The following is a 25,807-nucleotide window of genomic DNA, read 5'->3' on the forward strand; positions in this document are numbered from 1 at the left end:
TCCTCCTGAGATCGACGCACCCGTCCTCCTCGGGATGCATGAGTCTGAACTGACTGGTACGTGCAAAAAATTTGGAATGGCCCGGAATCGGAACACCGGGGCACCCCGGCTCGTTGTCACGACGTGAGCACGACACCACCTGTTCTCGCCGCAGAGCTGGCGCAGGCGTGGGCCGATATTCAGCGGTACCACCCCGAGCTGCCTGACCTTGCCGCGCCCGAGTCCCTGATCGGAGAGTCCTCGTCCGCCTGTGGCGCCGAGCTCTCCTTCGAGCGACTGCTGCACGAGGCAGTCCACGGCATCGCAGCCGCCCGCGGAGTCCGCGACACCTCGCGGGCCGGCCGCTACCACAACCGCAGATTCCTGGCGATCGCCGAGGAGATGGGCCTGGACCACTCCGAGGAGCCGCATCCCAGCAGTGGCTTCTCGCTGGTCTCGCTCAACCCCGAGGCCAAGAAACGCTACCGCCCCACCATCGAGCGGCTCCAGCGCGCCCTCAAGGCCCACACGCTCGCCACGGCGGCCGACACCAAGCGCAGCTTCCGCGGCCCTGCCGCCCGGCACGGGTCGTCCGGCGGTGGCGTACGGGTCAAGGCGGTGTGCGACTGCGGGCGCAACGTACGGGTCGTCCCCTCCGTGCTCGCCCAGGCGCCGATCGTCTGCGGCGGCTGCATGAAGCCGTTCCGGATCCCCGACGTGGCGGTGGCGGCGGCCTCCTGAGCGGTCGCGTGAGCCGGGGCGGGCCGCGCGCCGGCGGGCTGCTCTCCTCCCGCTCGGAAGCGCCGCGGGCGTATGGCACAATAGACAGCTGTACTCGACAGTCGCATAGGACCCCTCTCTCCTCCGGCTGACGCGTCCATCGGGCACCCGAGTACCGCAACCCCACGTGGCATCTCATGTGCCCAACCACGTCAAGTTCAGGAGACACCACTCCAGTGGCAGTCAAGATCAAGCTCAAGCGCCTCGGCAAGATTCGCCAGCCGCACTACCGCATCGTCGTCGCCGACGCCCGCACCCGCCGGGATGGTCGCGCGATCGAGGAGATCGGTATCTACCACCCGACGTACAACCCGTCGCGCATCGAGGTCAACGCCGAGCGTGCGCAGTACTGGCTGTCCGTCGGCGCCCAGCCCACCGAGGCTGTGCTCGCCATCCTGAAGCTGACCGGTGACTGGCAGGCGCACAAGGGCCTCCCGGCCCCCGCGCCGCTGCTCCAGCCGGAGACGAAGGAAAGCAAGCGCCGCACCTTCGACGAGTTCGCCAAGGCCCTCGAGGGCATCGGCGAGACCAAGGGCGAGGCCATCACGCAGAAGGCGAAGAAGGCCGACAAGAAGGCGGACGAGGCTGAGGCCGCCGCCGAGTCGACCGAGGCCTGAGCATGCTCGAGGAGGCTCTTGAGCACCTCGTGAAGGGCATTGTGGACAACCCCGACGATGTGCAGGTCGCCTCGCGCAACCTTCGCCGCGGTCAGGTGCTCGAGGTCCGGGTCCACCCGGACGACCTCGGGAAGGTGATCGGCCGTAACGGCCGCACCGCACGTGCACTGCGTACCGTCGTGGGCGCCATCGGCGGCCGGGGGATCCGCGTCGACCTCGTCGACGTGGACCAGGTCCGCTAGAAGTTGAACCACCGGCCCGGGCCGGGGAGGGCATTCGTGCCCACCCCGGCCCGAGTCGTTTCTGCCCACGGGTAAGAGCACCATTAATTGAGCAACCATCAATTGAGCAACCACGACGGCGAGCAACCACCTCCGCGAGAGCGGCGGCGGTTCAGCCGCAAAGAGGGGCACAGTGGAGCTGGTAGTCGCGCGGATCGGCCGCGCCCACGGGATCAAGGGTGAGGTCACGGTCGAGGTACGGACCGACGAGCCGGAGCTGCGGCTCGGGCCCGGCGCCGTGCTCCGGACGGAACCGGCGTCGGCGGGTCCGCTGACCATCGAGACGGGCCGGGTGCACAGCGGGAGGCTGCTGCTGCGCTTCGCCGGGGTCAAGGACCGCACCGGCGCCGAGGCGCTGCGCAACGTCCTGCTCATCGCCGACGTGGACCCGACGGAGATGCCGGCGGAGCCCGACGAGTACTACGACCACCAGCTGATGGACCTGGACGTGGTGCTCGCCGACGGCACGGAGGTCGGCCGGATCACCGAGATCTCCCACCTGCCCTCGCAGGACCTCTTCATCGTCGAGCGCCCGGACGGCACCGAGGTGATGATCCCCTTCGTCGAGGAGATCGTCACCGAGATCGACCTGGAGGAGCAGCGCTGCGTCATCACCCCTCCGCCGGGTCTGATCGACGACCGGGCCGTCATCGACTCCTCGCGTGACGACGAGGGCGACGAGGGCAACAAGGTAGATGAGGGCAACCAGGTGAACGAGGGCGACGCCTGATGCGTCTGGACGTCGTCACGATCTTTCCCGAGTACCTGGAGCCGCTGAACGTCTCCCTCGTCGGCAAGGCGCGGGCGCGCGGGCAGCTCGACGTACACGTGCACGACCTGCGGGAGTGGACGTACGACCGGCACAACACGGTCGACGACACCCCGTACGGCGGCGGCCCCGGCATGGTCATGAAGACCGATCCGTGGGGAGAGGCGCTGGACTCGGTGCTGGCCGACGGATACGAGTCCGGTGCGCACGGCCCCGTCATGGTCGTCCCCACCCCCAGCGGCCGGCCGTTCACCCAGGAACTGGCCGTCGAGCTCTCCGAGCGCCCCTGGCTGATCTTCACACCCGCCCGCTACGAGGGCATCGACCGCCGTGTCATGGACGAGTACGCGACGCGGATCCCGGTGTACGAGGTCTCCATCGGCGACTACGTCCTGGCGGGCGGCGAGGCGGCCGTCCTCGTCGTCACCGAGGCCGTGGCCCGGCTGCTGCCCGGGGTGCTGGGCAACGCCGAATCGCACCGCGACGACTCCTTCGCACCCGGCGAGATGGCCAACCTGCTGGAGGGGCCGGTCTACACGAAGCCCCCGCAGTGGCGCGGACGCGGCATCCCCGACGTTCTGGTCAGCGGCCACCACGGGAAGATCGCCCGCTGGCGCAGGGACGAGGCGCTCCGCAGGACCGCGCGGAACCGCCCCGATCTGATCGAGCGCTGCGAGGCCTCCGCCTTCGACAAGAAGGACCGCGAGGTCCTGAGCATCCTCGGCTGGCAGCCCACCGCGGACGGCCGGTTTTGGCGTAGGCCGCAGACCGTGGAAGAATAGGCGGCTGCTGTGTGCTCACGTACGCCCCTGCCACAGGGGGACCGTCGTACGAGAGGCCGCACGGCTCCCGAATTCTCTACGGAAACCCGCACCGGCGACCTGTGGCGTCGTGCGAAGAAAGCAGACGAACAACATGTCTCACCTGCTCGATGGCGTCAACGCCGCCGCGCTCCGCTCGGACGTCCCGGCCTTCCGCCCCGGTGACACGATCAACGTGCACGTCCGCGTGATCGAGGGCAACCGCTCCCGTATCCAGCAGTTCAAGGGTGTCGTCATCCGCCGTCAGGGCGCCGGCGTCTCCGAGACCTTCACGGTCCGCAAGGTCTCCTTCAGCGTCGGCGTGGAGCGTACCTTCCCGGTGCACTCCCCGATCTTCGAGAAGATCGAGCTCGTCACCCGCGGTGACGTGCGTCGCGCCAAGCTGTACTTCCTCCGTGAGCTCCGCGGCAAGGCCGCGAAGATCAAGGAGAAGCGCGACCGCTGATCTCCCCTCCGGGTCCAGGGGTTGGCCGGATAGGCTCGCCCCCGATGGACACCGAAGCAGAGCTCACACAGCGCGGCCACTCCTCCCCCGAGCAGGGGGAGGGGCGGCCGCGTTCTGCGTTTCCGGGGTGGCGGCGGGCCGGGGTGCTCGGCGTGATCTGCGCCGTCTTCCTGCTGCTGTTCAGCAATTTCGTCGTACAGCCCTACCTGATCCCGAGCCGGTCGATGGAACCGACCCTGGAGACCGGGGACCGGGTCCTGGTCAACAAGCTGGCCTACCGTTTCGGCGACCAGCCGCGGCGCGGCGACGTGGTCGTCTTCGACGGCACCGGTTCCTTCGTACGCGAACCCGCCGCGGGCAATCCGGTCGGTGAGGCGCTGCACGGCGCGGCCTCGGCGCTCGGGCTCGCGGAGCCCTCCGACACCGACTTCGTGAAGCGGGTCGTGGGCGTCGGCGGGGACGACGTGGTGTGCTGCGACGCCGATGGCCGGATCCAGGTCAACGGGGACCCGGTCGACGAGAGCTATCTGCACCCCGGCGACGCGCCCTCGAAGGTGCCGTTCCGGATCGTCGTACCCCTCGGAACCCTGTGGGTCATGGGTGATCACCGGTCCCAGTCCCGGGATTCCCGGGACCACTTGGGGGAGCCGGGAGGGGGCATGGTGCCGGTGGAGAAGGTGATCGGGCGCGCCGACTGGATCGGCTGGCCGGTCTCCCGCTGGGGCTCGGTACCCGGCACGGGCGGCGGCGGGCATGGGTAACCGGGGCCGGCGGCGAGGCGGACGCGCCCCCGAACCGTTGCCGAAGCGCGCGGCGGCTCCCGCTCCCCCTCCCGTGGCCGCGGTGGCCGAAAGTGGCGGCCGGGCCGAGCGGCGCCGGGTGGCGCGCCGGGTCCGGCGGCGCAGGCGTACCCGCCGGGTGGGCGAGCTGCCGCTGCTGGTGGTGGCGGCGCTGTGCATAGCCCTGGTGCTCAAGACGTTCCTGGTGCAGGCCTTCTTCATCCCGTCCGGATCGATGGAGGAGACGATCCGGATCGGCGACCGGGTGCTGGTGGACAAGCTGACGCCGTGGTTCGGCTCCGAGGTGGAGCGGGGCGACGTCGTCGTGTTCAAGGATCCGGGCGGCTGGCTCACGGGCGACGTGGGCCGGCCGGCTCCCGAGCCGGCCGGTGTGAAACAGGCCAAGCAGGTCCTGACGTTCATCGGACTGCTGCCCTCGGCCGACGAGCAGGATCTGATCAAGCGGGTCATCGGCGTCGGCGGGGACACCGTGAAGTGCTGTGACGGCAGGGGCCGGGTGACCGTCAATGGAGCGCCTCTCGATGAGCCTTACGTGTTTCCCGGCGATGCTCCTTCGGAGATCAGCTTCGAGGTGCGGGTGCCGGCGGGGCGGTTCTTCGTGATGGGCGACCACCGGGCGAAGTCGGCCGATTCCCGCTACCACCTCGACGAGGCCTTCCAGGGCACGATCGACGTGAAGGAGGTGGTGGGGGAGGCCGTGGTGATCGCCTGGCCGTTCGGTCACTGGCGCCGGCTGGAGCAGCCCGCCACCTTCCTCACCGTGCCGGATCAGGCGCGGCGCGGCCGGCGACGGGAACCTCGTCGGCGCCGTGGGGGTACGGCGTTCGCATAGTGTGTCCTGGGTCTCCCGCGCCTTAGGGAACTCCCGCTCGTTAGGGGAGGGGAGGGCCCGTTTCTGATCCGGAGCGGGCGGCGACTTTTCCGATTGAGGAGTGGATGTGGGGGATGTGGCGGTAGGCGCACGATCCGGACGCGACGAGGGTGGGGAGCGGCCGGACGATGCCGTCGGGGGCGAAGCCGAGCACGACGGTGCCGTCGAGCGCCCGCACCGCTCCTTCTGGAAGGAGCTCCCGCTCCTCGTCGGTATCGCACTGCTGCTGGCCCTGCTGATCAAGACCTTCCTGGTGCAGGCGTTCTCGATCCCCTCCGACTCGATGCAGAACACCCTGCAGCGCGGTGACCGGGTCCTGGTCGACAAGCTGACCCCGTGGTTCGGCTCCGAGCCCGAGCGCGGTGAGGTCGTGGTCTTCCACGACCCCGCGGACTGGCTGGGGGACGAGCCCACCCCGGAGCCCAACATCGCGCAGAAGGTCCTCAGCTGGATCGGCCTGATGCCGTCCGCCGAGGAGAAGGACCTGATCAAGCGCACCATCGCCATCGGCGGCGACACGGTCGAGTGCAAGAAGGGCGGACCGGTCGTCGTCAACGGCAAGGAGCTGGACGAGCCGTACGTCTTCCCCGGCAACACCGCGTGCGACGACATGCCCTTCGGACCGATCACCGTGCCCAAGGGCAAGATCTGGGTGATGGGCGACCACCGGCAGAACTCCCGGGACTCCCGCTTCCACATGCAGGAATCCACCCAGGGCTTCGTCCCGGTCGACAAGGTCGTCGGGCGCGCCGTGGTGGTCGCGTGGCCGGTCACCCGCTGGTCCACCCTGCCGGTACCGGACACCTTCGACCAGCCGGGCATCGGCAACCAGGCCGCGGCGGTCGCGCTCGGCCTCGGGGCCGCCGGACTCGCGCCGGTGGGGCTCGGCCCGGCAGCGCTGGGACTCGCGGGCGCGGTTCCCGTCGTCCTGTGGCGCAGGCGGAGGCTGACCAGCGGGAGTACCGCCGGGTAGGGTTCCGCCCAGGTCGACGATCTCCGAAGTGTGGGGGCGCTGCAATGGGCGGAACGCGCGCGAGCGGTACGGATTCATCTCATTCGATACGCGGTGGCAAGGATGGCCGCGGCGGTCTCGGCAACACGTTGTCGGGTCTCGCCGTGGCCATCGGCTTTGTGCTCTTCCTCGGCGGCTTCGTCTGGGGAGCGGTCGTGTACCAGCCGTACACCGTGCCGACGGACTCCATGGTGCCGACGGTGAATCCCGGCGACCGCGTGCTCGCGCAGCGGATCGAGGGCGGCGACGTGCGGCGCGGGGACGTGGTCGTCTTTACTGATTCCATGTGGAGCGACTCGCCCATGGTCAAGCGGGTCGTCGCCGTGGGTGGCGACACCGTGAGCTGCTGCGGCCAGGGCGGCCGGCTGAGCGTGAACGGCAAGGAGCTGGACGAGCCCTATCTCGACCTCCCGCGGAGCGGTCCGCAGGACGCGGCGTCCGGGACGGCCTCCGGCAGCCCCTTCGAGGTGAAGGTGCCCGAGGGCAACCTCTTCCTGCTGGGCGACCGGCGAGGAGCCTCGATCGACTCCCGGGCGCACCTCCAGGAAGCCGGTCAGGGGACGGTGCCGCGATCGGCGGTCAGCGCCCGCGTCGACGCGCTGGCCTGGCCGTCGATGAAGATGCTGGAGCGGACGGACGCCTACGCCGCCCTGCCCGGGGGGATCTCGCGGCCCGGGCCGTTGCCCCTCCAGTTGGCCGCGGTGGTGGCCGGAGGGGCCCTGGTGGTGCTGGGGGCCGCGTACGGGCCGGTCGTACGGGTCCTGGGGCGCGGGCGGCGGCGGGAGCGGTCCGGTGGCCGCTGAGCCTGCCGGGGCCGGGCCGGTGGTGCTCCGCAAGGTGGCCCGGGTGATCCTGCTGGATCCCGAGGACCGGATCCTGCTGCTGCACGGCTTCGAGCCGGGGAACCCGGCCGACGACTGGTGGTTCACGCCGGGCGGCGGGCTGGAGGGGACCGAGACCCGGGAGCAGGCCGCGCTGCGGGAGCTGGCGGAGGAGACCGGGATCACAGAGGTGCGGCTGGGGCCGGTGCTGTGGCACCGGTACTGCGCCTTCCCCTTCGACGGGAGGCGCTGGGAGCAGGACGAGTGGTACTTCCTCGCCCGTACCGATCAGACGGTGGCCGGGCTGGGCGGGCTCACCGACCTGGAGCGACGCAGCGTGTCGGGGGCGAGGTGGTGGACCTCCGAGGAACTTCTCTCGGCGCGTGAGACGGTGTACCCGACCAGACTCGCCGAGTTGCTTCGCACACTGCTCGACGACGGTCCTCCGGGTGCACCGGTGGTCCTGGCCCCGGAAATCGTTTAGGGGCGCGGGGCGCTGGCGCACAATAGGGGGACGCACGGCTGAAGGGGAACATGCCATGAGCGCCGAGGACCTCGAGAAGTACGAGACCGAGATGGAGCTGAAGCTCTATCGCGAGTACCGCGACGTCGTCGGGCTGTTCAAGTATGTGATCGAGACCGAACGTCGTTTCTACCTCACCAACGACTACGAGATGCAGGTGCACTCGGTCCAGGGGGAGGTCTTCTTCGAGGTGTCGATGGCAGACGCCTGGGTCTGGGACATGTACCGGCCGGCCCGCTTCGTCAAGCAGGTGCGGGTGCTGACCTTCAAGGACGTGAACATCGAGGAGCTCAACAAGAGCGACCTCGAACTGCCCTCGGCCTGATGTCCTCTCACCCCTGCGGGTGAGGGGGTTTTCCACAATGCCCCGGTTGTCCACCAAGATCCACTCGGTGGGCTGGGACGCGGGATCGTCGGTGCCGGAGGTGGTGCCGGATGAACGCGAAGGGCGTGGCACAGCAGGCATTGGGGCGGTACGGCGAGGAGCTCGCGGCCCGGCGGCTGACCGAGGCCGGGATGACGGTGATCGCGCGGAACTGGCGCTGCCGCAGCGGGGAGATCGACATCGTCGCGCGGGACGGGGACGCCCTCGTCGTGTGCGAGGTCAAGACGCGGCGCGCCGGGGACTTCGAACACCCCATGGCCGCGGTCCGGGCCGGCAAGGCGGAGCGCTTGCGGCGCCTCGCCGGGCGCTGGCTCGCCGACCACGGGGGACCACCGCCCGGCGGCGTACGGATCGACCTGGTCGGAATCCTGCTGCCGCGGCGCGGTGCGCCCGTGGTGGAGCACGTCCGGGGGGTGGCCTGATGGGGTTCGCCCGAGCCTGTTCGGTGGCCCTGGTGGGCGTCGAGGGCGTAGTGGTCGAGGTCCAGGCCGATCTGGAGCCGGGCGTGGCGGCCTTCACCCTGGTGGGGCTGCCCGACAAGACTCTGGTCGAGAGCCGGGACCGGGTGCGGGCCGCCGTGGCGAACTCCGGCGCGCCGTGGCCGCAGAAGAAGCTCACGGTGGGGCTCAGCCCGGCGTCCGTGCCGAAGGCCGGCGCCCATTTCGATCTCGCCGTGGCCATCGCGGTCCTGGGCGCCGCCGAGGTGATCGACCCCGGTGTCATCGCCGACCTCGTCCTCATCGGGGAGCTGGGCCTGGACGGCCGGGTGCGCCCGGTGCGGGGGATCCTGCCCGCGGTGCTCGCCGCCGCCGAAGCCGGATACCGGCAGGTGGTGGTGCCGCAGCAGTGCGCCGCCGAGGCCACGCTGGTACCGGACGTCTCGGTGCTGGGCGTGCGCAGCCTGCGGCAGCTGATCGCGGTGCTGACCGACGGGGAGGTGCCCGAGGAGGAGCCGCCGGACCGGCTGGGGCGCCCGGACGCGATGCTGGCCGGGCTCGTGGTGCCGGGCGCCGGACTCGGTACGGGCATCTCCCGCGCCGGGGGCGAGGCCCGGGACTTCCCCGACCTCGCCGATGTCGCCGGGCAGCACAGCGCCCGCCGGGCTCTGGAGGTCGCGGCCTGCGGGGGCCACCACCTCTTCCTCAGCGGGCCCCCGGGCGCGGGCAAGACCATGCTGGCCGAGCGGCTGCCCTGGATCCTGCCGCCGCTCACCCGACAGGACTCCCTGGAGGTGACCGCGGTCCACTCGGTCGCGGGAATCCTGCCGCCCGGCGAACCGCTGGTCGGGCGGCCCCCGTACTGCGCCCCGCACCACTCCGCCACGATGCAGTCCCTGGTCGGCGGCGGGGCCGGGATTCCCAGGCCCGGGGCGGTCTCCCTGGCACATAGAGGGGTCCTCTTCCTGGACGAGGCCGCCGAGTTCAGCGGCAAGGTGCTGGACGCCCTGCGCCAGCCCCTGGAGGCGGGGCACGTGGTGATCGCCCGGGCCGCCGGGGTGGTACGGCTGCCGGCCAGGTTCCTGATGATCCTCGCGGCCAATCCCTGCCCCTGCGGACGGCACACCCTGAACGGGGCCGGCTGCGAATGCCCCGCCTCGGTGATCCGGCGCTACCAGGCCCGGCTGTCCGGACCCCTGCTGGACCGGGTGGACCTGCGGGTCGAGGTCGAGCCGGTCACCCGCTCCGACCTGCTCGGCCAGGGCGGCCGGGGCGAGTCCACCGAGACGGTCGCCGCCCGGGTCCGGGAAGCCCGCGACCGGGCCGCCGCCCGGCTCGCCGACACCCCGTGGCGGCTCAACTCCGAGGTTCCCGGGCACGAGCTGCGCACCCGCTGGCCGGCCGGGCCGGGCGCCCTGGCCCAGGCCGAGCGGGACATGGAGCGCGGGATGCTCACCGCACGGGGGTTGGACCGGGTGCTGCGGGTCGCCTGGACCGTGGCCGACCTGCGGGGGCGGGACCGGCCCGACGTGCTCGACGTGGCCGTCGCGCTGGAGCTGCGCACCGGGATCGCCCGCGGAGCGGTGCTCGCCATGGGGGCCGGGTCATGACGCCCGCCGGGGAGCCGCTGCCGCGGCCCGACGTGGAGTTCCTGGCCAGGGCCGCGCTGACCAGGGTCCTGGAGCCGGGGGACGAGCACGGCGGGCGCTGGCTGCGCACGTTCGGCGCCGTCGGGCTGATACGGCTGCTGACCGGCCCCGAACCGGAGCCCGGGACGCTGACCGGGGTCGGGCCCGAGCGGCTCGCCGGGTACCGCAGACGGGCCGCCCTCGCCGAACCCCGTCGCGACCTGGCGGCCTCCGCCGAGTCGGGCGGCCGGTTCGTCTGCCCCGGCTCCGCGGAGTGGCCGACGCAGCTCGACGACCTCGGCGACTCCCGGCCCGTCGGACTGTGGCTGCGGGGCCGGCCCAATCTGCGGACCTGGGCGCTGCGCTCGGTCGCCGTGGTCGGAGCCCGGGCTTGCACTCCGTACGGTGCCCACATGGCGCAGACCCTGGCCGCGGGGCTCGCCGAGCGCGGCTGGGTGGTGGTCTCGGGGGCGGCGTACGGCATCGACGGCGCCGCCCACCGGGGCGCCCTGGCCTCCGGCGGCGCCACGGCGGCGGTGCTGGCCTGCGGGGTGGACGTGGGCTACCCCCGCGGTCACGCCGGGCTGCTCGGCCGGATCGCGGGCCAGGGGCTGGTGCTCGGCGAACTGCCGCCCGGCAGCCACCCGACCCCGAGCCGGTTCGTACTGCGCAACCGTGTCATCGCCGCCCTCACCCGGGGAACGGTCGTCGTCGAGGCGGCGCACCGCAGCGGCTCCCTGGTCACCGCCCGGCGGGCCCAGCAGCTGGGCCGCCTCACCATAGGCGTCCCCGGTCCCGCCACCAGCGGGCTCTCGGCCGGGGTGCACGAACTCCTGCGCGGTGAGGCGGTGCTCGTCACCGACGCCGCCGAGGTGGTCGAGCTGGTCGGCGACATGGGCGAGCTGGCGCCCGAGCGGCGCGGCCCGGTGCTCGCCCGGGACCTGCTGGACCGGGACACGGCCCGCGTGCTCGAAGCACTCCCCGCCCGACGGCCCGCGGCGCTCGACGAGATCGCCCTCGCCGCGGGCACCGACACCGATGAAGTCATCGGCAGACTGTACGAACTTCACTCTCTGGGGTTCGTCGAACGGCAGGGCGACGACTGGCAGTTGACCAGGCGGGCACCCGGAGAGGGGGCGCAATCCGGAGCCACCCGGCGAGGCGGTAGTTGACCTGGGGCGTTCCGGTGAAAGAGTGAAGGCGATGAGAGACGCGGTCTTCCCGGTGGCACCCGCCGGGACCGTGCGCCAGGCGCCGGTCCCGGGTCGCCCGCGCGAGCCGGGCCGCCCCGGCCCTCCCACGGGATCCCGTACTCTTCGCGCACCGCGACACTTCCGTCACGCTACGCTCCCAAGGAATCCGGCTCCGGCAAAGGCGAAGCATGCCCCAGCACACCTCAGGGTCCGACCGCGCTGCGGTGCCCCCCGCTGCCCGTGGCAGCGTGCGGTCCACCGCGCCCTCGTCCCTGGACGTGCTCTGGCGCTCGTACAAGGACTCGGGTGACGAGCGGCTGCGGGAGCAGCTGATCCTGCACTACTCGCCGCTGGTCAAGTACGTGGCCGGCCGGGTCAGCGTCGGCCTGCCGCCCAATGTGGAACAGGCCGACTTCGTCTCCTCCGGGGTCTTCGGACTGATCGACGCCATCGAGAAGTTCGACATCGAGCGCTCCATCAAGTTCGAGACGTACGCCATCACGCGGATCCGCGGCGCGATGATCGACGAACTGCGGGCGCTGGACTGGATTCCGCGCTCCGTGCGGCAGAAGGCGCGGGCCGTGGAACGGGCGTACGCCACGCTGGAGGCCCAGCTGCGGCGCACCCCGACCGAGGGTGAGGTCGCCGGGGAGATGGGGATCGGAGTGGAGGAACTCCACGCCGTCTTCAGCCAGTTGTCGCTGGCCAACGTCGTGGCCCTGGAGGAGCTGCTGCACGCGGGCGGCGAAGGCGGAGACCGCCTCTCGCTGATGGACACCCTGGAGGACCACGCCGCCGACAACCCGGTGGAGGTGGCCGAGGACCGCGAGCTGCGCAGACTGCTCGCGCGAGCCATCAACACCCTTCCGGAGCGCGAGAAGACGGTCGTGACCCTCTACTACTACGAGGGCCTCACGCTCGCCGAGATCGGCAACGTGCTGGGTGTCACCGAGAGCCGGGTCAGCCAGATCCACACCAAATCGGTGCTTCAGCTCCGGGCCAAGCTGGCGGATGTCGGCCGGTGAGCCGGCGGCCCCCGCACCGGCCTTGCCAACCTCCGTAGAGTGGTGGCGTGCCCAGGATTCGAGCGGCCTCCGTGGCCGAGCACCGGTCGATGCAGCGCGGCGCCCTCTTGGACGCGGCGCGCTCCCTGTTGTCCGAAGGCGGGACGGAAGCGCTGACCTTCCCCGCCCTCGCCGAGCGGACCGGGCTCGCCCGGTCGTCCGTGTACGAGTACTTCCGGTCGCGAGCGGCCGTCGTCGAAGAGCTGTGCGCGGTGGACTTCCCCGTCTGGGCCGCCGAGATCGAGGCGGCGATGGAAGAGGCGCGGACGCCGGAGGCGAAGATCGAGGCCTACGTGCGCAGCCAGCTGGGGCTGGTGGGGGACCGCCGCCACCGGGCGGTGGTGGCGATCTCGGCGAGCGAGCTGGACGCGGCCGCGCGGGAGAAGATCCGCGCGGCGCACGGCGGCCTGGTGGCCATGATCGTCGAGGCCTTGGGCGCGCTGGGACACGCGGAGCCGCGCCTGGCCGCGATGCTGCTGCAAGGGGTCGTGGACGCCGCCGTCCGGCGCATCGAACTCGGCGCCGCCGAGGACCCGGCCGTCATCACCGAAGCCGCCGTCGCCATGGCCCTGCGGGGCGTGCGGGGCTGATCCCCGCCCGCCGCCGCGGACAGCGTGCCCGGCAGGAGGCGCGGGGTGGGGCGGGGGAGCAGCGTCAGCGGATTGAGGTAGACCTCGCCGGCCAGGAGCCCCCAGTGCAGGCAGGGGCCCGGGCAGTGGGCGCCCGCCGTGAGCACCGCCACGACCTGGCCCGCCGTGACCGCCTCGCCCTGCGAGACCAGTGGCCGGACCGGCTCGTACGTCGTGCGCAGTCCACCCGGGAGCGTGAGCGAGAGGACCCCGCGGCCGGCGACCTGCCCGGCGTAGTGGACCCGCCCCGGGCCGACGGCACGCAGCTCCGCGCCCACCGGAGCCGACAGGTCCACACCCCGGTGCCCCGCCGCGTACGGAGTCGGCGGCGGGTCCCACCAGCGCGCCACGGACAGGGGCGCGGGCAGGGGCCGCACCCCCGAGGTGAAGGCCTGGGCCACGGTCAGGAGCAGGGTCAGCAGCAGTGTCGTCATGTCCCACAGCGTCCCGCGCGGGAGCCGACGGGCGTCCGCGCCTGTGGACAACCGGGGGGTTGTGGACAACGGCGTCACCCGGCATACCGCCGGGTCCCGTACACTTCTTGTGGCGATCCGGGTCACCGGGTCGACTTCGCACGCCCCAGCGCCGACCGGTCACAGGTCAGGTGGAAGCGCCTCTCGGTCCCTTTGTCGGGGCAGGGCGCGGTGGGGCGTCAGGAACCAAACCGAGAAACAAGGAGATGGCCATGGCCGTCGTCACGATGCGGGAGCTGCTGGAAAGCGGCGTCCACTTCGGTCACCAGACCCGCCGCTGGAACCCGAAGATGAAGCGCTTCATCTTCACGGAGCGCAACGGCATCTACATCATCGACCTGCTCCAGTCGCTGTCGTACATCGACCGCGCCTACGAGTTCGTGAAGGAGACCGTCGCGCACGGTGGCTCCATCATGTTCGTCGGTACCAAGAAGCAGGCCCAGGAAGCCATCGCCGAGCAGGCGACGCGCGTGGGTATGCCGTACGTCAACCAGCGCTGGCTGGGTGGCATGCTCACCAACTTCTCCACCGTCTACAAGCGCCTTCAGCGTCTGAAGGAGCTTGAGGCGATCGACTTCGAGGACGTCGCCGCCTCGGGTCTCACCAAGAAGGAGCTCCTGGTCCTCTCTCGCGAGAAGATCAAGCTGGAGAAGACCCTCGGTGGTATCCGCGAGATGTCGAAGGTCCCCAGCGCCGTCTGGATCGTCGACACCAAGAAGGAGCACATCGCCGTCGGTGAGGCGCGCAAGCTCCACATCCCGGTCGTCGCGATCCTCGACACCAACTGCGACCCCGACGAGGTCGACTACAAGATCCCGGGCAACGACGACGCGATCCGCTCCGTCACCCTGCTCACCCGCGTGATCGCCGACGCCGTCGCCGAGGGCCTCATCGCCCGCTCCGGCGCTGCGACCGGCGACTCGAAGCCGGGCGAGAAGGCCGCTGCCGAGCCGCTCGCCGAGTGGGAGCGCGACCTCCTCGAGGGCGAGAAGAAGGCTGCCTCCGACGAGTCGGTCGAGGCCCCCGCGGCCGAGGCCGCTGTCGAGGCTCCGGCCGCCGACGCCGAGGCTGTCGTCGAGGCTCCGGCCGCTGAGGCCGCGCCCACCGAGGCTGCTGTCGAGGCTCCGGCCGCCGACGCCGAGCAGGCCTGACCCACTGAGAGCGCCCGGCGTTCACCCGCCGGGCACTCACAGCACGGACGATGACGGCGGGGGAGCCGCGCCACGAGCGCGGCCCCTCCGCCATCCCCCAGCTACCGCTGGGAGGGGCCCCCAGCCCGTAGATCTACGACTTCGAGAGAGAATCACAGACTCATGGCGAACTACACCGCCGCTGACGTCAAGAAGCTCCGCGAGCTCACCGGCGCCGGCATGCTGGACTGCAAGAACGCGCTCGTCGAGGCCGACGGTGACGTCACCAAGGCCAACGAGATCCTGCGCGTCAAGGGCCTGAAGGGTGTCGCCAAGCGCGAGGGCCGTTCCGCCGAGAACGGTGCGGTCACCTCCCTCATCTCCGAGGACGCCACCACCGGTGTCATCCTCGAGCTGAAGTGCGAGACCGACTTCGTCGCGAAGAGCGAGAAGTTCCTGGCCGTCGCCGACCAGCTCGCCGCCCACGTGGCCAAGACGTCCCCGGCCGACATCGAGGCGCTGCTGGCGTCCGAGATCGAGCCCGGCAAGACCGTCCAGGCGTTCGTGGACGAGGCCAACGCCAACCTCGGCGAGAAGATCGTCCTGGACCGCTTCGCGCAGTACGAGGGCGCCTTCGTGGCCTCGTACATGCACCGCACCATGCCCGACCTGCCGCCGCAGATCGGTGTTCTGGTCGAGCTGGACAAGGCCGACGCCGACCTTGCCAAGGGCATCGCGCAGCACATCGCCGCCTTCGCGCCGAAGTACCTCACCAGTGAGGACGTCCCGGCCGAGGTCGTCGAGTCCGAGCGTCGCGTCGCCGAAGAGGTCACCCGCGCCGAGGGCAAGCCCGAGGCCGCGATCGCCAAGATCGTCGAGGGTCGCGTGAACGGCTTCTTCAAGGACGTCACGCTGCTCGGCCAGCCGTACGCGCTGGACAACAAGAAGTCCGTCCAGAAGGTTCTGGACGAGGCCGGTGTCACCCTGAAGCGCTTCGCCCGCATCAAGGTCGGCATCTGAGTCCGTCCGTACGCGACGGACACCGGACCCCGGTAGGGTCTGAAGCAGTCGTCCGCGCTCGCGCAGGACGACCGCAGATCTGACGAGGAGGCCATTGCCGCAGAGGGAACCGCAAGGACCCACCGGCAATGGCCTTCTTCGTATGTGCACGAGGAGATACCCATGAATCAGGGCGTGGACCCCCACACCGCTTCCGACGACAAGAACGACCACGGCAAGAAGGGCCGCCGCTTCATGCTGAAGCTGTCCGGCGAAGCCTTCTCCGGCGGCGGCGGACTGGGCGTCGACCCTGACGTCGTGCACGCCATCGCCCGTGAGATCGCGGCCGTGGTCCGTGACGGCGCGGAGATCGCGATCGTCATCGGCGGCGGCAACTTCTTCCGCGGCGCCGAGCTGCAGCAGCGCGGCATGGACCGGGCCCGCTCCGACTACATGGGCATGCTCGGCACCGTCATGAACTGCCTCGCCCTCCAGGACTTCCTGGAGAAGGAGGGCATCGACAGCCGCGTCCAGACGGCCATCACCATGGGCCAGGTCGCGGAGCCGTACATCCCGCTGCGGGCCGTCCGGCACCTGGAGAAGGGACGCGTCGTCATCTTCGGCGCCGGCATGGGCATGCCGTACTTCTCCACCGACACCACGGCCGCCCAGCGCGCCCTGGAGATCGACGCCGAGGCGCTCCTCATGGGCAAGAACGGCGTCGACGGGGTCTACGACTCCGACCCGAAGACCAACCCGGACGCGGTGAAGTTCGACGCGCTGGAGTACAGCGAGGTGCTGTCCCGGGACCTGAAGGTCGCCGACGCCACCGCCATCACGCTGTGCCGCGACAACAAGCTGCCCATCCTGGTCTTCGAACTGCTCGCCGAGGGCAATATCGCCCGAGCCGTCAAGGGTGAGAAGATCGGGACGCTCGTGAGCGACCAGGGCACCCGGGCCTGAGCACTCCGCAGCCGGGCCGGTCCGGCCTGGTCCGGGCGGCCCGCACCGCCCCGCCCGCCTGAACCATCCATTCAAGACATGCAGGAGCACGTGGTGACCGAAGAGATCCTCCTCGAGGCCGAGGAGAAGATGGAAAAGGCCGTCGTCGTCGCCAAGGAAGACTTCGCCGCGATTCGCACCGGTCGTGCGCACCCGGCGATGTTCAACAAGATCGTGGCGGACTACTACGGCGCCATCACGCCCATCAACCAGCTCGCCTCCTTCTCCGTGCCCGAACCGCGCATGGCGATCGTGACCCCGTTCGACAAGAGCGCCCTGCGCAACATCGAGCAGGCGATCCGTGACTCCGACCTCGGTGTGAACCCGAGCAACGACGGCAGCATCATCCGGGTGAACTTCCCCGAGCTGACGCAGGACCGCCGCAAGGAGTACATCAAGGTCGCGCGTACCAAGGCCGAGGACTCCAAGATCTCGCTCCGCGCCATCCGCCGCAAGGCGAAGGACGCCCTTGACAAGCTCGTCAAGGACAAGGAGGCCGGCGAGGACGAGGTGCGCCGCGCGGAGAAGGAGCTCGACGACACCACCGCGAAGTACGTCGCGCAGGTGGACGAGCTGCTCAAGCACAAGGAATCCGAGCTCCTCGAGGTCTGATGAACGACTCTCCCTGGGCGACGGAGCCGGTTCCGGCGGGTCCCGCATACGATGCGCTGGTGGGCCCGCAGACTCGGCCCATGCCCATCGTGCCCGATGCCGCCGGCCGTGCCTTCGACGACCGGGAAGCACGCGATCGGGGGGCCGCCGCTCTCGGCGGCCCCCTGTTCCGCGCCGAGACGCCGCCGCAGGAGCCCATGCCCAGCCCCCCGCCTCCGCAGGCCCCGCAGCCGCATGATGCGTCGCCCCCGCCGCCGAAGAAGCGCGCGGGGCGGGATCTGCGTGCCGCCATAGGGGTCGGCGTCGGCCTCGGTGCGGTGATCTTCGCGTCGCTGTTCATCGTCAAGGCGGTCTTCGTCGGCGTCATCGTCGTCGCGGTCGTCGTGGGTCTGTGGGAACTCACCTCCCGGCTCCAGGAGAAGAAGGGCATCAAGGCGCCGCTGGTCCCGCTCGCGGTCGGTGGCGCCGCCATGGTCATCGCCGGATACGTCCGCGGGGCCGAGGGCGCCTGGGTCGCGATGGCACTGACCGCCCTCGCCGTCCTGGTGTGGCGGATGACCGAACCGCCCGCCGACTACCTCAAGGACGTCACGGCGGGCGTCTTCGCGGCGTTCTACGTGCCCTTCCTGGCGACCTTCGTCGCGATGCTGCTCACGGCCGACGACGGCCCCCAGCGGGTGGTCACCTTCCTGGTCCTGACCGTGGTCAGCGACACCGGGGCGTACGCGGTCGGCTGGCGCTTCGGCAAGACCAAGCTCGCGCCGCGCATCAGCCCCGGCAAGACCCGCGAAGGGCTTTTCGGCGCGGTGGCCTTCGCGATGGCGGCCGGCGCGCTGTGCATGGAGTTCCTGATCGACGGCGGCTCCTGGTGGCAGGGCCTGCTGCTGGGCCTCGCGGTCGCGGTCAGCGCCACCCTGGGCGACCTCGGCGAGTCGATGATCAAGCGGGACCTGGGCATCAAGGACATGGGCACCCTGCTCCCGGGCCACGGCGGCATCATGGACCGGCTCGACTCGCTGCTCCCGACGGCTCCGGTGGTGTGGCTGCTGCTGGCGGCCTTTGTCGGTACGGGTTGAGCCCTGCTGCCGACGGCTCCGGTGCCAGGCGGCGGAGCCGCAGATCGGTTGCAGCGCTGCTGCTGGCGGCCTTCGTGGGTACGGGCTGACCTGCGGAAAGACGTCGTCACACGCCGGGCGGTTACTCTTGAAGGGCGCGCTGCTTCTGCGGCGCGCCTTTCGTCTTACAAGGAGTACCTGCCATGGCCCGCCCTGTTCCGGGAGAGCTCACCTTCGTCGCCCCTCGCGGGGTCAAGAAGCCGCCCCGGCACCTCGCCGACCTCACCCCGGCCGAGCGCCGCGAGGCGGTGGCCGCCATCGGTGAGAAGCCGTTCCGGGCCAAGCAGCTCTCCCAGCACTACTTCTCCCGGTACGCGCACGACCCGGCCGAGTGGACCGACATCCCGGCGAGCTCGCGGGAGAAGCTCCAGCAGGAGCTGCTGCCGGACCTGATGAACGTCGTCCGGCACATCAGCTGCGACAACGACACCACGCGCAAGACCTTGTGGAAGCTGCACGACGGCACGCTCGTCGAGTCCGTCCTGATGCGCTACCCCGACCGGGTCACCATGTGCATCTCCTCGCAGGCCGGCTGCGGCATGAACTGCCCGTTCTGCGCCACCGGCCAGGCAGGCCTCGACCGCAACCTCTCCACCGCCGAGATCGTGCACCAGATCGTCGACGGCATGCGCGCGCTGCGCGACGGCGAGGTGCCCGGAGGCCCGGCCCGGCTGTCGAACATCGTCTTCATGGGCATGGGCGAGCCGCTGGCCAACTACAACCGGGTGATCGGATCCATCCGCCGCCTCACCGACCCGGAGCCCGACGGCCTCGGCCTGTCGCAGCGCGGTATCACCGTCTCCACCGTCGGCCTGGTCCCGGCCATGCTGCGCTTCGCCGACGAGGGCTTCAAGTGCCGCCTCGCCGTCTCGCTGCACGCGCCGGACGACGAGCTGCGCGACACCCTGGTCCCCGTGAACACCCGCTGGAACGTGCGCGAGGTCCTCGGCGCGGCCTGGGAGTACGCCGAGAAGTCCGGCCGCCGGATCTCCATCGAGTACGCGCTGATCCGCGACATCAACGACCAGGCCTGGCGCGGCGACCTGCTGGGCAAGCTGCTCAAGGGCAAGCGCGTGCACGTCAACCTGATCCCGCTGAACCCGACGCCGGGCTCGAAGTGGACCGCCTCGCGCCCCGAGGACGAGAAGGCCTTCGTCGAGGCCATCGCACGGCACGGCGTGCCCGTGACCGTACGGGACACCCGCGGCCAGGAGATCGACGGCGCGTGCGGCCAGCTGGCGGCCTCGGAGCGCTAGATCCGGCCCGCGACCGGGCGTAATCGGCCACGGGGGTACCCTGTGGCCGAACCAATTTCATATTCCGACAGGGGAGCGCCACAGCGCTGAGAGTGCGGTATCCGTCACCGCAGACCCTCTGAACCTCGCCCCGGTCATTCGGGGTAGGAAGTTCGGTCACCACTCAAGCTGTTGCGCCCTGCCCGGCGTCCGCTCGGAGAGAGCGCCGGGCGGGGCCGCGTCTTCTCCTGGACTTCCCAGGAGGAATCACCAGTGAGCACCACCAAGAAGATCGCGGGCGCCGCGCTCGCGGCCGCGCTCGGCGTCACCACGCTCAGCGCCTGCGGCGGCGACGCCAAGGACAAGCCCGCCGGGGCGAGCGACGCCCCGAAGTCCAAGACCGTCACGCTCGTCTCCCACGACTCCTTCGACGTGACCGACGCGGTCCTGGCGGAGTTCGAGCAGCAGAGCGGCTACACGGTCAAGAGGCTGAAGTCCGGCGACGCCGGCGCGGCCCTGAACCAGGAGATCCTCACCAAGGGCTCCCCGCGCGGCGACGTCTTCTTCGGCGTCGACAACACGCTTCTCTCGCGCGCCCTCGACAACGGGATCTTCACCCCCTACGAGGCCAAGGGCCTGGCCGAGGTGAAGCCGGAGTTCGTGCTCGACAAGGAGCACCGCGTCACCCCTGTCGACTCCGGTGACATCTGCGTCAACTACGACAAGCAGTACTTCGCCGACAAGAAGCTCGCCCCGCCGCAGACGCTGGACGACCTGATCAAGCCGGAGTACAAGAACCTGCTGGTCACCGAGAACGCGGCGACCTCCTCGCCCGGCCTCGGCTTCCTCCTCGCCTCCGTGGGCAAGTACGGCGAGGACGGCTGGAAGGACTACTGGAGCAAGCTCAAGGCCAACGGCGTCGAGGTCGTCGACGGCTGGGAGCAGGCCTACAACGAGCGCTTCTCCGGCTCCGCGGGCGGCAAGAAGGCCAAGGGCGACCGTCCGCTGGTCGTCTCCTACGCCTCCAGCCCGCCGGTCGAGGTGCTCTACAGCGAGCCGCAGCCGGCCGAGGCCCCCACGGGCGTCGCCACCGGCACCTGCTTCCGCCAGATCGAGTTCGCGGGTCTGCTGAAGGGCGCGAAGAACGAGGAGGGTGGCAAGGCGCTCCTCGACTTCCTGGTGAGCAAGAAGTTCCAGGAGGACATGCCGCTCAAGATGTTCGTGAACCCGGTGGTCAAGGACGCGAAGCTGCCGGAGCTGTTCACGAAGCACGGTGTGGTGGTCGAGAAGCCGGAGCACGTCGCCCCGGAGACCATCGCCAAGAACCGTGAGCAGTGGGTCAAGACATGGTCCTCGCTCGTCGTGAAGTAGTACCGGAGCACTCCCCGAAGGAGGCCGGGCGCGCGACGGCCGTCAGACTTGCTCTGATGGCCGTGCCGCTCGTCTTCTTCGGGCTGTTCTTCGCCTACCCCGTCGCCGCGATCGTCGGCCGGGGGCTCAAGACGGACGAGGGCTGGCAGTTCGGGCGGTTCGGCGAGGTGCTGGTCCGGCCCGACATCGCGGACGTGCTGTGGTTCACCACCTGGCAGGCGCTCGCGTCGACGGTGCTCACGCTGCTGATCGCGCTCCCCGGCGCGTACGTCTTCGCGCGCTTCGAGTTCCCGGGCAAACAGCTGCTGCGGGCGGTGGTCACCGTTCCGTTCGTGCTGCCGACCGTCGTCGTCGGCACCGCCTTCCTGGCGCTGGTGGGCCGGGGCGGGCTGCTGGACGAGCTGTGGGACGTCCGGCTCGACACCACCGTGTGGGCGATCCTGCTCGCGCACGTCTTCTTCAACTACGCCGTCGTCGTACGGACGGTCGGCGGGCTGTGGGCCCAGCTGGACCCGCGCCAGGAAGAGGCCGCCCGGGTGCTGGGCGCCGGGCGCTTCGCGGCGTGGCGGCGCGTGACGCTGCCGGCGCTCGCACCGTCGGTGGCCGCCGCCTCCCTGATGGTGTTCCTGTTCACCTTCAGCTCCTTCGGCGTCGTGCTCATCCTCGGCGGGCCCTCGTACTCCACCCTGGAGGTGGAGGTCTACCGGCAGACCGCGCACCTGCTGGACCTGCCGACGGCCGCCGTCCTGACGATGGTGCAGTTCGCCGCCGTCGGCGCGATCCTCGGCGTGCACACCTGGACCGTGCGCAAGCGGGAGACGGCCCTGCGGCTCGTGGACCCCGCGCGCACCACGCACCGGCCGCGCGGCTGGGCGCAGCGCGGCCTGCTGGGCGGGGTGCTCATGAGCGTCGCGCTGCTGATCCTGCTGCCGCTGGGCGTACTGGTGGAACGGTCCTTCGACGCGCCGGGCGGCTACGGACTCGGCTTCTACCGGGCGTTGACGGACGCGGGCGCCGGTGGGGGCACGTTCCTGGTGCCGCCGCTGGAGGCCGTCTGGAACTCCCTCGAGTACGCCCTGGCCGCCACCGCCATCGCCCTGTTCGTCGGAGGGCTCGCGGCGGCGGTGCTGACCCGGCGCGGGGGCCGTTTCGGCGGCGGCCTTTTCGTGCGTGGCTTCGACGCGCTGCTGATGCTTCCGCTGGGGGTGTCGGCGGTGACGGTCGGCTTCGGGTTCCTGATCACCCTGGACGAGCCGCCGCTGGACCTGCGGACCTCCTGGATCCTGGTGCCGCTGGCGCAGGCGCTGGTCGGCGTGCCCTTCGTCGTACGGACGATGCTGCCGGTGCTGCGGGCGGTGGACGGACGGCTGCGCGAGGCGGCGGCCGTGCTCGGCGCGTCGCCGCTGCGGGCCTGGCGGGAGGTGGACCTGCCGCTGGTGCGGCGGGCGCTGCTGATCGCGGCGGGCTTCGCCTTCGCGGTGTCCCTGGGGGAGTTCGGGGCGACCGTGTTCATCGCCCGGCCGGACCAGCCGACGCTGCCCGTGGCGGTGGCGCGGCTGCTGGGGCGGGCCGGTGAGCTGAACTACGGGCAGGCCATGGCCCTGAGCACGATTCTGATGCTGGTGTGCGCGGTGTCCCTGCTGGTGCTGGAGCGACTGCGACCCGACAAGACAGCGGGAGAGTTCTGATGACACTGCTTCAGCTGGAAGGGGTCTCGGTCCGCTTCGGTGACCGCGCGGTGGTGGACGCCGTCGACCTGGAGGTCGCCGAGCACGAGACCGTGTGCGTGCTGGGGCCGAGCGGCAGCGGGAAGTCCACCCTGCTGCGGGTGGTGGCCGGGCTCCAGCGGGTGTCCGCCGGGCGGGTGCTGCTCGGGGGCGCCGACCAGGCCGGGGTGCCGGTGCACCGGCGGGGCGTGGGCATGATGTTCCAGGACCACCAGCTCTTCCCGCACCGGGACGTCGGCGGGAACGTCGCCTTCGGCCTGCGGATGCGGGGCGCCGGCCGCGAGGCCTACGAGGGCCAGGTCGCGGAGCTGCTGGAGCTGGTCGGGCTCCCCGGGGCCCAACGCAGGGCCGTGGCCTCGCTGTCCGGTGGCGAGCAGCAGCGGGTCGCGCTGGCCCGGGCGCTGGCGCCGTCGCCGCGGCTGCTGATGCTGGACGAACCGCTGGGCCAGCTGGACCGGGGACTGCGGGAGCGGCTGGTGGTGGAACTCCAGGGGCTGTTCTCCCGGCTGGGCACCACCGTGCTGGCCGTCACCCACGACCAGGGGGAGGCGTTCGCGCTGGCCGACCGGGTGGTGGTGATGCGGGAGGGGCGCATCGCGCAGACCGGGACTCCGCTGGAGGTGTGGCAGCGGCCCGCGTCGGAGTTCGTGGCGCGGTTCCTGGGCTTCGAGAACGTGGTCCCGGCGACGGTCTCGGGGGACGCCGCCGGGACTCCGTGGGGCAAGGTGGCCGTCCCGGCGGGGACGCCGGACGGGGATCGGCAACTGCTGATCCGCCCGGCGGGCGTGGTCCTCGGCCGGGACGGGCTGGCCTGCGAGGTGCTGTCGCGGACGTTCCGGGGGACGCATGTGGCGCTACTGCTGAGGCCGGAGGCGGGACCGCTGCTGGAGGCCGAATGCGAGCTGGCCGGGGCCCCCGCCGTGGGGGACCGGGTCGCGGTGGCCTTCGCACCGGCGGAGGTGGTCGTCCTTCCGGCCGAGTAGCCACCGCGGCCCGCCCTACTGGGGCACGGGGACCGGTTCAGGGGTGGCGGGTTCGTCCGCCTCGGCGCCGTCGTGGTTGCCGAACCAGGCCACCGCCACCGCGCCGGCGACGGCCAGGACGAAGCCGAGGATCGCCAGCCAGGCCAGCCCCGGGCGGGAGGCATCGCCGAGCCAGAGCACGCCGATGGCTCCCGGGAGCACGGTCTCGCCGACGACCAGGGCCGCGGTCGCGCCGTTCACCGAGCCGATCTGGAGGGCGATGGTGTGCAGGTACATGCCGCCGAAGCCCGCGATCAGGACGGCGTACAGCGCCGGGTCGCCGAGCAGCGCACCCAGGTCGAAGGGGTCGACACCGTTGAGGATCCGGACGCCGACACCCAGCGCGCCGAAGGCCAGGCCCGACAGCAGGCCCGCGAGGATCGCCGCCCGGCCGCCGAGGAACCGTACCGCCACGGTGCCGCCGACGATGATCAGCAGCGTCACCGCCAGCAGCCACCAGTGCGTGGACATCGGGGCGTGGTGGTCCCCCTCGTGGCCCGCGGCCGTGGCGAGCAGCACCAGCGCCGCGCAGACGACGCCGATCGACGTCCACTCCTTGCGCGTCAGCCGGATCCCCAGCATCTTCACGCTCAGCACGGCGGTGATCACCAGGTTGGCGCTGATGACGGTCTGGGAGAGGAAGAGCGGCAGCATCCGCGCGGCCAGCGCGCCCAGGCCGAAGCCCACGAAGTCCAGGATCGTGCCGACGATGAACTCCCATGTCATCGCGGCCTTGGCGGTGGAGGTCAGGTTGGGTCCGCCGTGCGCGGTCACCCCGGCGGCGGCCGGGGACATCCGCGCGGCGCGGCGCGAGCCCACGGCTTGCAGGACGGATCCCGTGCCGTAACAGATGGACGCCGCGACAGCGGTCAGCAGGCCTATGAGCACAGAAGGCTCCGTTCACGTCTGGCAGGTTTGCGGTACCTCTGCATGACGTCGAAACCGGCCCGGAAGTTGCCTGCCGTACTCAACCCATTGACGCGAGAACGGCAGGGACCTCGTCCACCGAGTCCACCAGCGCGATCCGGGACTCCATCGCGCGGGCTCCGGCCAGGGCCTGGAGCAGGGGCCAGGCCGGCAGGTGTTCCGTCCAGTGGGCGCGGCCCACGAGGACCATCGGGGTCGGCTCGCCCCGCAACGCGTAGTAGTTCGGCGTCGCGTTGTCGAAGATCTCCTGCACGGTGCCCGCCGCGCCCGGCAGGAAGACCACGCCCGCGGTGCACCGGGCCAGCAGTCCGTCCTCGCGGGTGGCGTTCGCGAAGTACTTGGCGATCTGCCCCGCGAAGGCGTTCGGCGGCTCGTGGCCGTAGAACCAGGTCGGGATGCCCACCGAATCGCCGCCGCCCGGCCAGCGCTCCCGTACGGAGAAGGCCGCGCGCGCCCAGTCGGAGATCGACGGGGTGAACGACGGAACCTTGGCCAGCAGTTCCAGGGCCTCGGGCAGGGCCTCATCGGGGGCGGGGGCCAGGTAGGCGCCGAGGTTGGCGGCCTCCATCGCGCCCGGGCCACCGCCCGTGGCGACGGTGAGCCCGGCCCGGGACAGGGACCGGCCGAGCTCCGCCGCGCCCTGGTACTCCGTACCGCCGCGGACCATGGCGTGGCCGCCCATCACGCCCACGACCGGGACACCGGCGAGGTGCTCGTCGAGGGCGTCGGAGATGGCGTCGTCGTGGACGGCCCGGAGCAGCGACGAGAAGATGTCGCCGTCGGCCTCGGTCTCCTGGAGCCAGGCGTACGCCAGGGCGTCCGGGGTGGCCTCGTAGCCCTCCGACAGCCCGGTGAACAGTTCCTCGGGCGTGTAGAGCAGGCCCCGGTACGGGTTGAACGGCAGGTCCGGGACCGGCGGGAAGACGAGCGCGCCGTCCGCGCGGACCTTCGCGGAGGCATCGGGCTCCATCGCGCAGCCCAGGAAGACGGCCGCCGAGGTGTCGGCGGACAGCAGCGCGAAGGTCCGCTCCAGAAGGTTGACCGACTGGATCCGGAAGCCGCTGAGCGAGCCGCGGGCCACGACCTGGTCGAATTCGGCGAGCGTCTCGATCTCGATGTCTGGGTTGACCATTCGGCCC

Annotated in this window: 28 protein-coding genes and 1 pseudogene; 26 read left to right on the top strand and 3 right to left on the bottom strand. The window is 71.1% G+C overall.

Annotated elements, in window-relative coordinates:
- Nucleotides 1–123: 123 nt before the first annotated feature.
- The 17 genes from ACWDYJ_RS04415 to ACWDYJ_RS04495 all read left to right on the top strand — a co-directional run bounded on the left by ACWDYJ_RS04415 (nucleotide 124) and on the right by ACWDYJ_RS04495 (nucleotide 13,016).
- Nucleotides 124–720: a hypothetical protein gene (locus ACWDYJ_RS04415; RefSeq protein WP_451563948.1), complete on the top strand. Its 597-nt coding sequence runs from the start codon at nucleotides 124–126 to the stop codon at nucleotides 718–720.
- 215 nt (nucleotides 721–935) lie between these two features.
- Nucleotides 936–1,376, top strand: a complete 441-nt coding sequence (gene rpsP / locus ACWDYJ_RS04420) for a 30S ribosomal protein S16 (RefSeq protein ID WP_281206312.1) — start codon at nucleotides 936–938, stop codon at nucleotides 1,374–1,376.
- A 2-nt stretch (nucleotides 1,377–1,378) separates the two neighbouring features.
- A complete protein-coding gene (locus ACWDYJ_RS04425; RefSeq protein WP_007266827.1) occupies nucleotides 1,379–1,618 on the top strand; it encodes an RNA-binding protein in 240 nt (79 codons plus the stop codon).
- Nucleotides 1,619–1,790: 172 nt separating this feature from the next.
- Entirely contained in the window at nucleotides 1,791–2,387 is a 597-nt protein-coding gene (rimM, locus tag ACWDYJ_RS04430) for a ribosome maturation factor RimM (protein WP_451563949.1), read from the top strand.
- The gene (gene trmD, locus ACWDYJ_RS04435; RefSeq protein ID WP_451563950.1) at nucleotides 2,387–3,208 is read left to right on the top strand and encodes a tRNA (guanosine(37)-N1)-methyltransferase TrmD; all 822 of its coding nucleotides are present in this window, start codon (nucleotides 2,387–2,389) and stop codon (nucleotides 3,206–3,208) included. The genes rimM and trmD overlap by 1 nt, the downstream gene beginning before the upstream one ends.
- 133 nt (nucleotides 3,209–3,341) lie before the next feature.
- Entirely contained in the window at nucleotides 3,342–3,692 is a 351-nt protein-coding gene (rplS, locus tag ACWDYJ_RS04440) for a 50S ribosomal protein L19 (protein ID WP_451563951.1), read from the top strand.
- A 44-nt stretch (nucleotides 3,693–3,736) separates the two neighbouring features.
- A complete protein-coding gene (gene lepB, locus ACWDYJ_RS04445) occupies nucleotides 3,737–4,453 on the top strand; it encodes a signal peptidase I (RefSeq protein ID WP_451563952.1) in 717 nt (238 codons plus the stop codon).
- Nucleotides 4,454–4,535: 82 nt separating this feature from the next.
- Complete coding sequence (gene lepB, locus ACWDYJ_RS04450; protein ID WP_451563953.1) at nucleotides 4,536–5,324, top strand: signal peptidase I; 789 nt, start codon at nucleotides 4,536–4,538, stop codon at nucleotides 5,322–5,324.
- A 115-nt stretch (nucleotides 5,325–5,439) separates the two neighbouring features.
- The gene (gene lepB / locus ACWDYJ_RS04455) at nucleotides 5,440–6,336 is read left to right on the top strand and encodes a signal peptidase I (RefSeq protein WP_451564038.1); all 897 of its coding nucleotides are present in this window, start codon (nucleotides 5,440–5,442) and stop codon (nucleotides 6,334–6,336) included.
- A 44-nt stretch (nucleotides 6,337–6,380) separates the two neighbouring features.
- Nucleotides 6,381–7,178, top strand: a complete 798-nt coding sequence (gene lepB / locus ACWDYJ_RS04460) for a signal peptidase I (protein WP_451563954.1) — start codon at nucleotides 6,381–6,383, stop codon at nucleotides 7,176–7,178.
- Entirely contained in the window at nucleotides 7,168–7,680 is a 513-nt protein-coding gene (locus ACWDYJ_RS04465) for an NUDIX hydrolase (protein ID WP_451563955.1), read from the top strand. Before lepB (ACWDYJ_RS04460) ends, ACWDYJ_RS04465 begins: the two co-directional genes overlap by 11 nt.
- Before the next feature lie 55 nt (nucleotides 7,681–7,735).
- A complete protein-coding gene (locus tag ACWDYJ_RS04470) occupies nucleotides 7,736–8,044 on the top strand; it encodes a DUF2469 domain-containing protein (protein WP_361960761.1) in 309 nt (102 codons plus the stop codon).
- Nucleotides 8,045–8,154: 110 nt separating this feature from the next.
- On the top strand, nucleotides 8,155–8,526 hold the full coding sequence (locus ACWDYJ_RS04475; RefSeq protein ID WP_451563956.1) for a YraN family protein: 372 nt from the start codon (nucleotides 8,155–8,157) through the stop codon (nucleotides 8,524–8,526).
- Nucleotides 8,526–10,151: a YifB family Mg chelatase-like AAA ATPase gene (locus ACWDYJ_RS04480; protein WP_451563957.1), complete on the top strand. Its 1,626-nt coding sequence runs from the start codon at nucleotides 8,526–8,528 to the stop codon at nucleotides 10,149–10,151. The genes ACWDYJ_RS04475 and ACWDYJ_RS04480 overlap by 1 nt, the downstream gene beginning before the upstream one ends.
- Nucleotides 10,148–11,341, top strand: coding sequence for a DNA-processing protein DprA (gene dprA, locus ACWDYJ_RS04485; RefSeq protein ID WP_451563958.1), 1,194 nt, complete (start codon nucleotides 10,148–10,150; stop codon nucleotides 11,339–11,341). Before ACWDYJ_RS04480 ends, dprA begins: the two co-directional genes overlap by 4 nt.
- A 209-nt stretch (nucleotides 11,342–11,550) precedes the next feature.
- Complete coding sequence (gene whiG / locus ACWDYJ_RS04490) at nucleotides 11,551–12,387, top strand: RNA polymerase sigma factor WhiG (protein WP_451563959.1); 837 nt, start codon at nucleotides 11,551–11,553, stop codon at nucleotides 12,385–12,387.
- A gap of 71 nt (nucleotides 12,388–12,458) precedes the next feature.
- Nucleotides 12,459–13,016: a TetR/AcrR family transcriptional regulator gene (locus tag ACWDYJ_RS04495; RefSeq protein ID WP_451564039.1), complete on the top strand. Its 558-nt coding sequence runs from the start codon at nucleotides 12,459–12,461 to the stop codon at nucleotides 13,014–13,016.
- 128 nt (nucleotides 13,017–13,144) lie between these two features.
- Here the strand turns inward: ACWDYJ_RS04495 and ACWDYJ_RS04500 are convergent.
- A pseudogene (locus ACWDYJ_RS04500) lies at nucleotides 13,145–13,489 on the bottom strand (peptidoglycan DD-metalloendopeptidase family protein); the annotation flags it as partial.
- A gap of 251 nt (nucleotides 13,490–13,740) precedes the next feature.
- On the opposite strand from ACWDYJ_RS04500, the gene rpsB reads away from it, so the two are divergent.
- From rpsB to ACWDYJ_RS04545, 9 genes are all read left to right on the top strand, one after another.
- On the top strand, nucleotides 13,741–14,679 hold the full coding sequence (gene rpsB, locus ACWDYJ_RS04505) for a 30S ribosomal protein S2 (protein WP_451563960.1): 939 nt from the start codon (nucleotides 13,741–13,743) through the stop codon (nucleotides 14,677–14,679).
- A 162-nt stretch (nucleotides 14,680–14,841) separates the two neighbouring features.
- Nucleotides 14,842–15,678: a translation elongation factor Ts gene (tsf, locus tag ACWDYJ_RS04510; RefSeq protein ID WP_451563961.1), complete on the top strand. Its 837-nt coding sequence runs from the start codon at nucleotides 14,842–14,844 to the stop codon at nucleotides 15,676–15,678.
- Between the two features lie 162 nt (nucleotides 15,679–15,840).
- Nucleotides 15,841–16,620 carry a UMP kinase gene (gene pyrH, locus ACWDYJ_RS04515; protein WP_451563962.1) on the top strand — a complete coding sequence of 260 codons (780 nt, stop codon included), beginning with the start codon at nucleotides 15,841–15,843 and terminating at the stop codon, nucleotides 16,618–16,620.
- A gap of 93 nt (nucleotides 16,621–16,713) precedes the next feature.
- On the top strand, nucleotides 16,714–17,271 hold the full coding sequence (frr, locus tag ACWDYJ_RS04520) for a ribosome recycling factor (RefSeq protein ID WP_451563963.1): 558 nt from the start codon (nucleotides 16,714–16,716) through the stop codon (nucleotides 17,269–17,271).
- Nucleotides 17,271–18,347, top strand: a complete 1,077-nt coding sequence (locus tag ACWDYJ_RS04525; protein WP_451563964.1) for a phosphatidate cytidylyltransferase — start codon at nucleotides 17,271–17,273, stop codon at nucleotides 18,345–18,347. The genes frr and ACWDYJ_RS04525 overlap by 1 nt, the downstream gene beginning before the upstream one ends.
- 182 nt (nucleotides 18,348–18,529) lie before the next feature.
- Nucleotides 18,530–19,642, top strand: a complete 1,113-nt coding sequence (gene rlmN, locus ACWDYJ_RS04530) for a 23S rRNA (adenine(2503)-C(2))-methyltransferase RlmN (RefSeq protein WP_451563965.1) — start codon at nucleotides 18,530–18,532, stop codon at nucleotides 19,640–19,642.
- Nucleotides 19,643–19,894: 252 nt separating this feature from the next.
- Nucleotides 19,895–20,992 (top strand): thiamine ABC transporter substrate-binding protein, encoded by a 1,098-nt coding sequence (locus tag ACWDYJ_RS04535; protein ID WP_451563966.1) that lies wholly within the window; start codon nucleotides 19,895–19,897, stop codon nucleotides 20,990–20,992.
- 56 nt (nucleotides 20,993–21,048) lie between these two features.
- Nucleotides 21,049–22,680: an ABC transporter permease gene (locus ACWDYJ_RS04540; protein WP_451563967.1), complete on the top strand. Its 1,632-nt coding sequence runs from the start codon at nucleotides 21,049–21,051 to the stop codon at nucleotides 22,678–22,680.
- Nucleotides 22,680–23,702 carry an ABC transporter ATP-binding protein gene (locus ACWDYJ_RS04545; RefSeq protein ID WP_451563968.1) on the top strand — a complete coding sequence of 341 codons (1,023 nt, stop codon included), beginning with the start codon at nucleotides 22,680–22,682 and terminating at the stop codon, nucleotides 23,700–23,702. Before ACWDYJ_RS04540 ends, ACWDYJ_RS04545 begins: the two co-directional genes overlap by 1 nt.
- A gap of 15 nt (nucleotides 23,703–23,717) precedes the next feature.
- Here ACWDYJ_RS04545 and ACWDYJ_RS04550 read toward each other — a convergent pair whose 3' ends face one another.
- Nucleotides 23,718–24,629: a hypothetical protein gene (locus ACWDYJ_RS04550; RefSeq protein ID WP_451563969.1), complete on the bottom strand. Its 912-nt coding sequence runs from the start codon at nucleotides 24,627–24,629 to the stop codon at nucleotides 23,718–23,720.
- Between the two features lie 79 nt (nucleotides 24,630–24,708).
- Nucleotides 24,709–25,800: an LOG family protein gene (locus ACWDYJ_RS04555; RefSeq protein WP_451563970.1), complete on the bottom strand. Its 1,092-nt coding sequence runs from the start codon at nucleotides 25,798–25,800 to the stop codon at nucleotides 24,709–24,711.
- Between the last annotated feature and the right edge of the window lie 7 nt (nucleotides 25,801–25,807).

Source organism: Streptomyces sp. NPDC003042, from assembly GCF_053591315.1.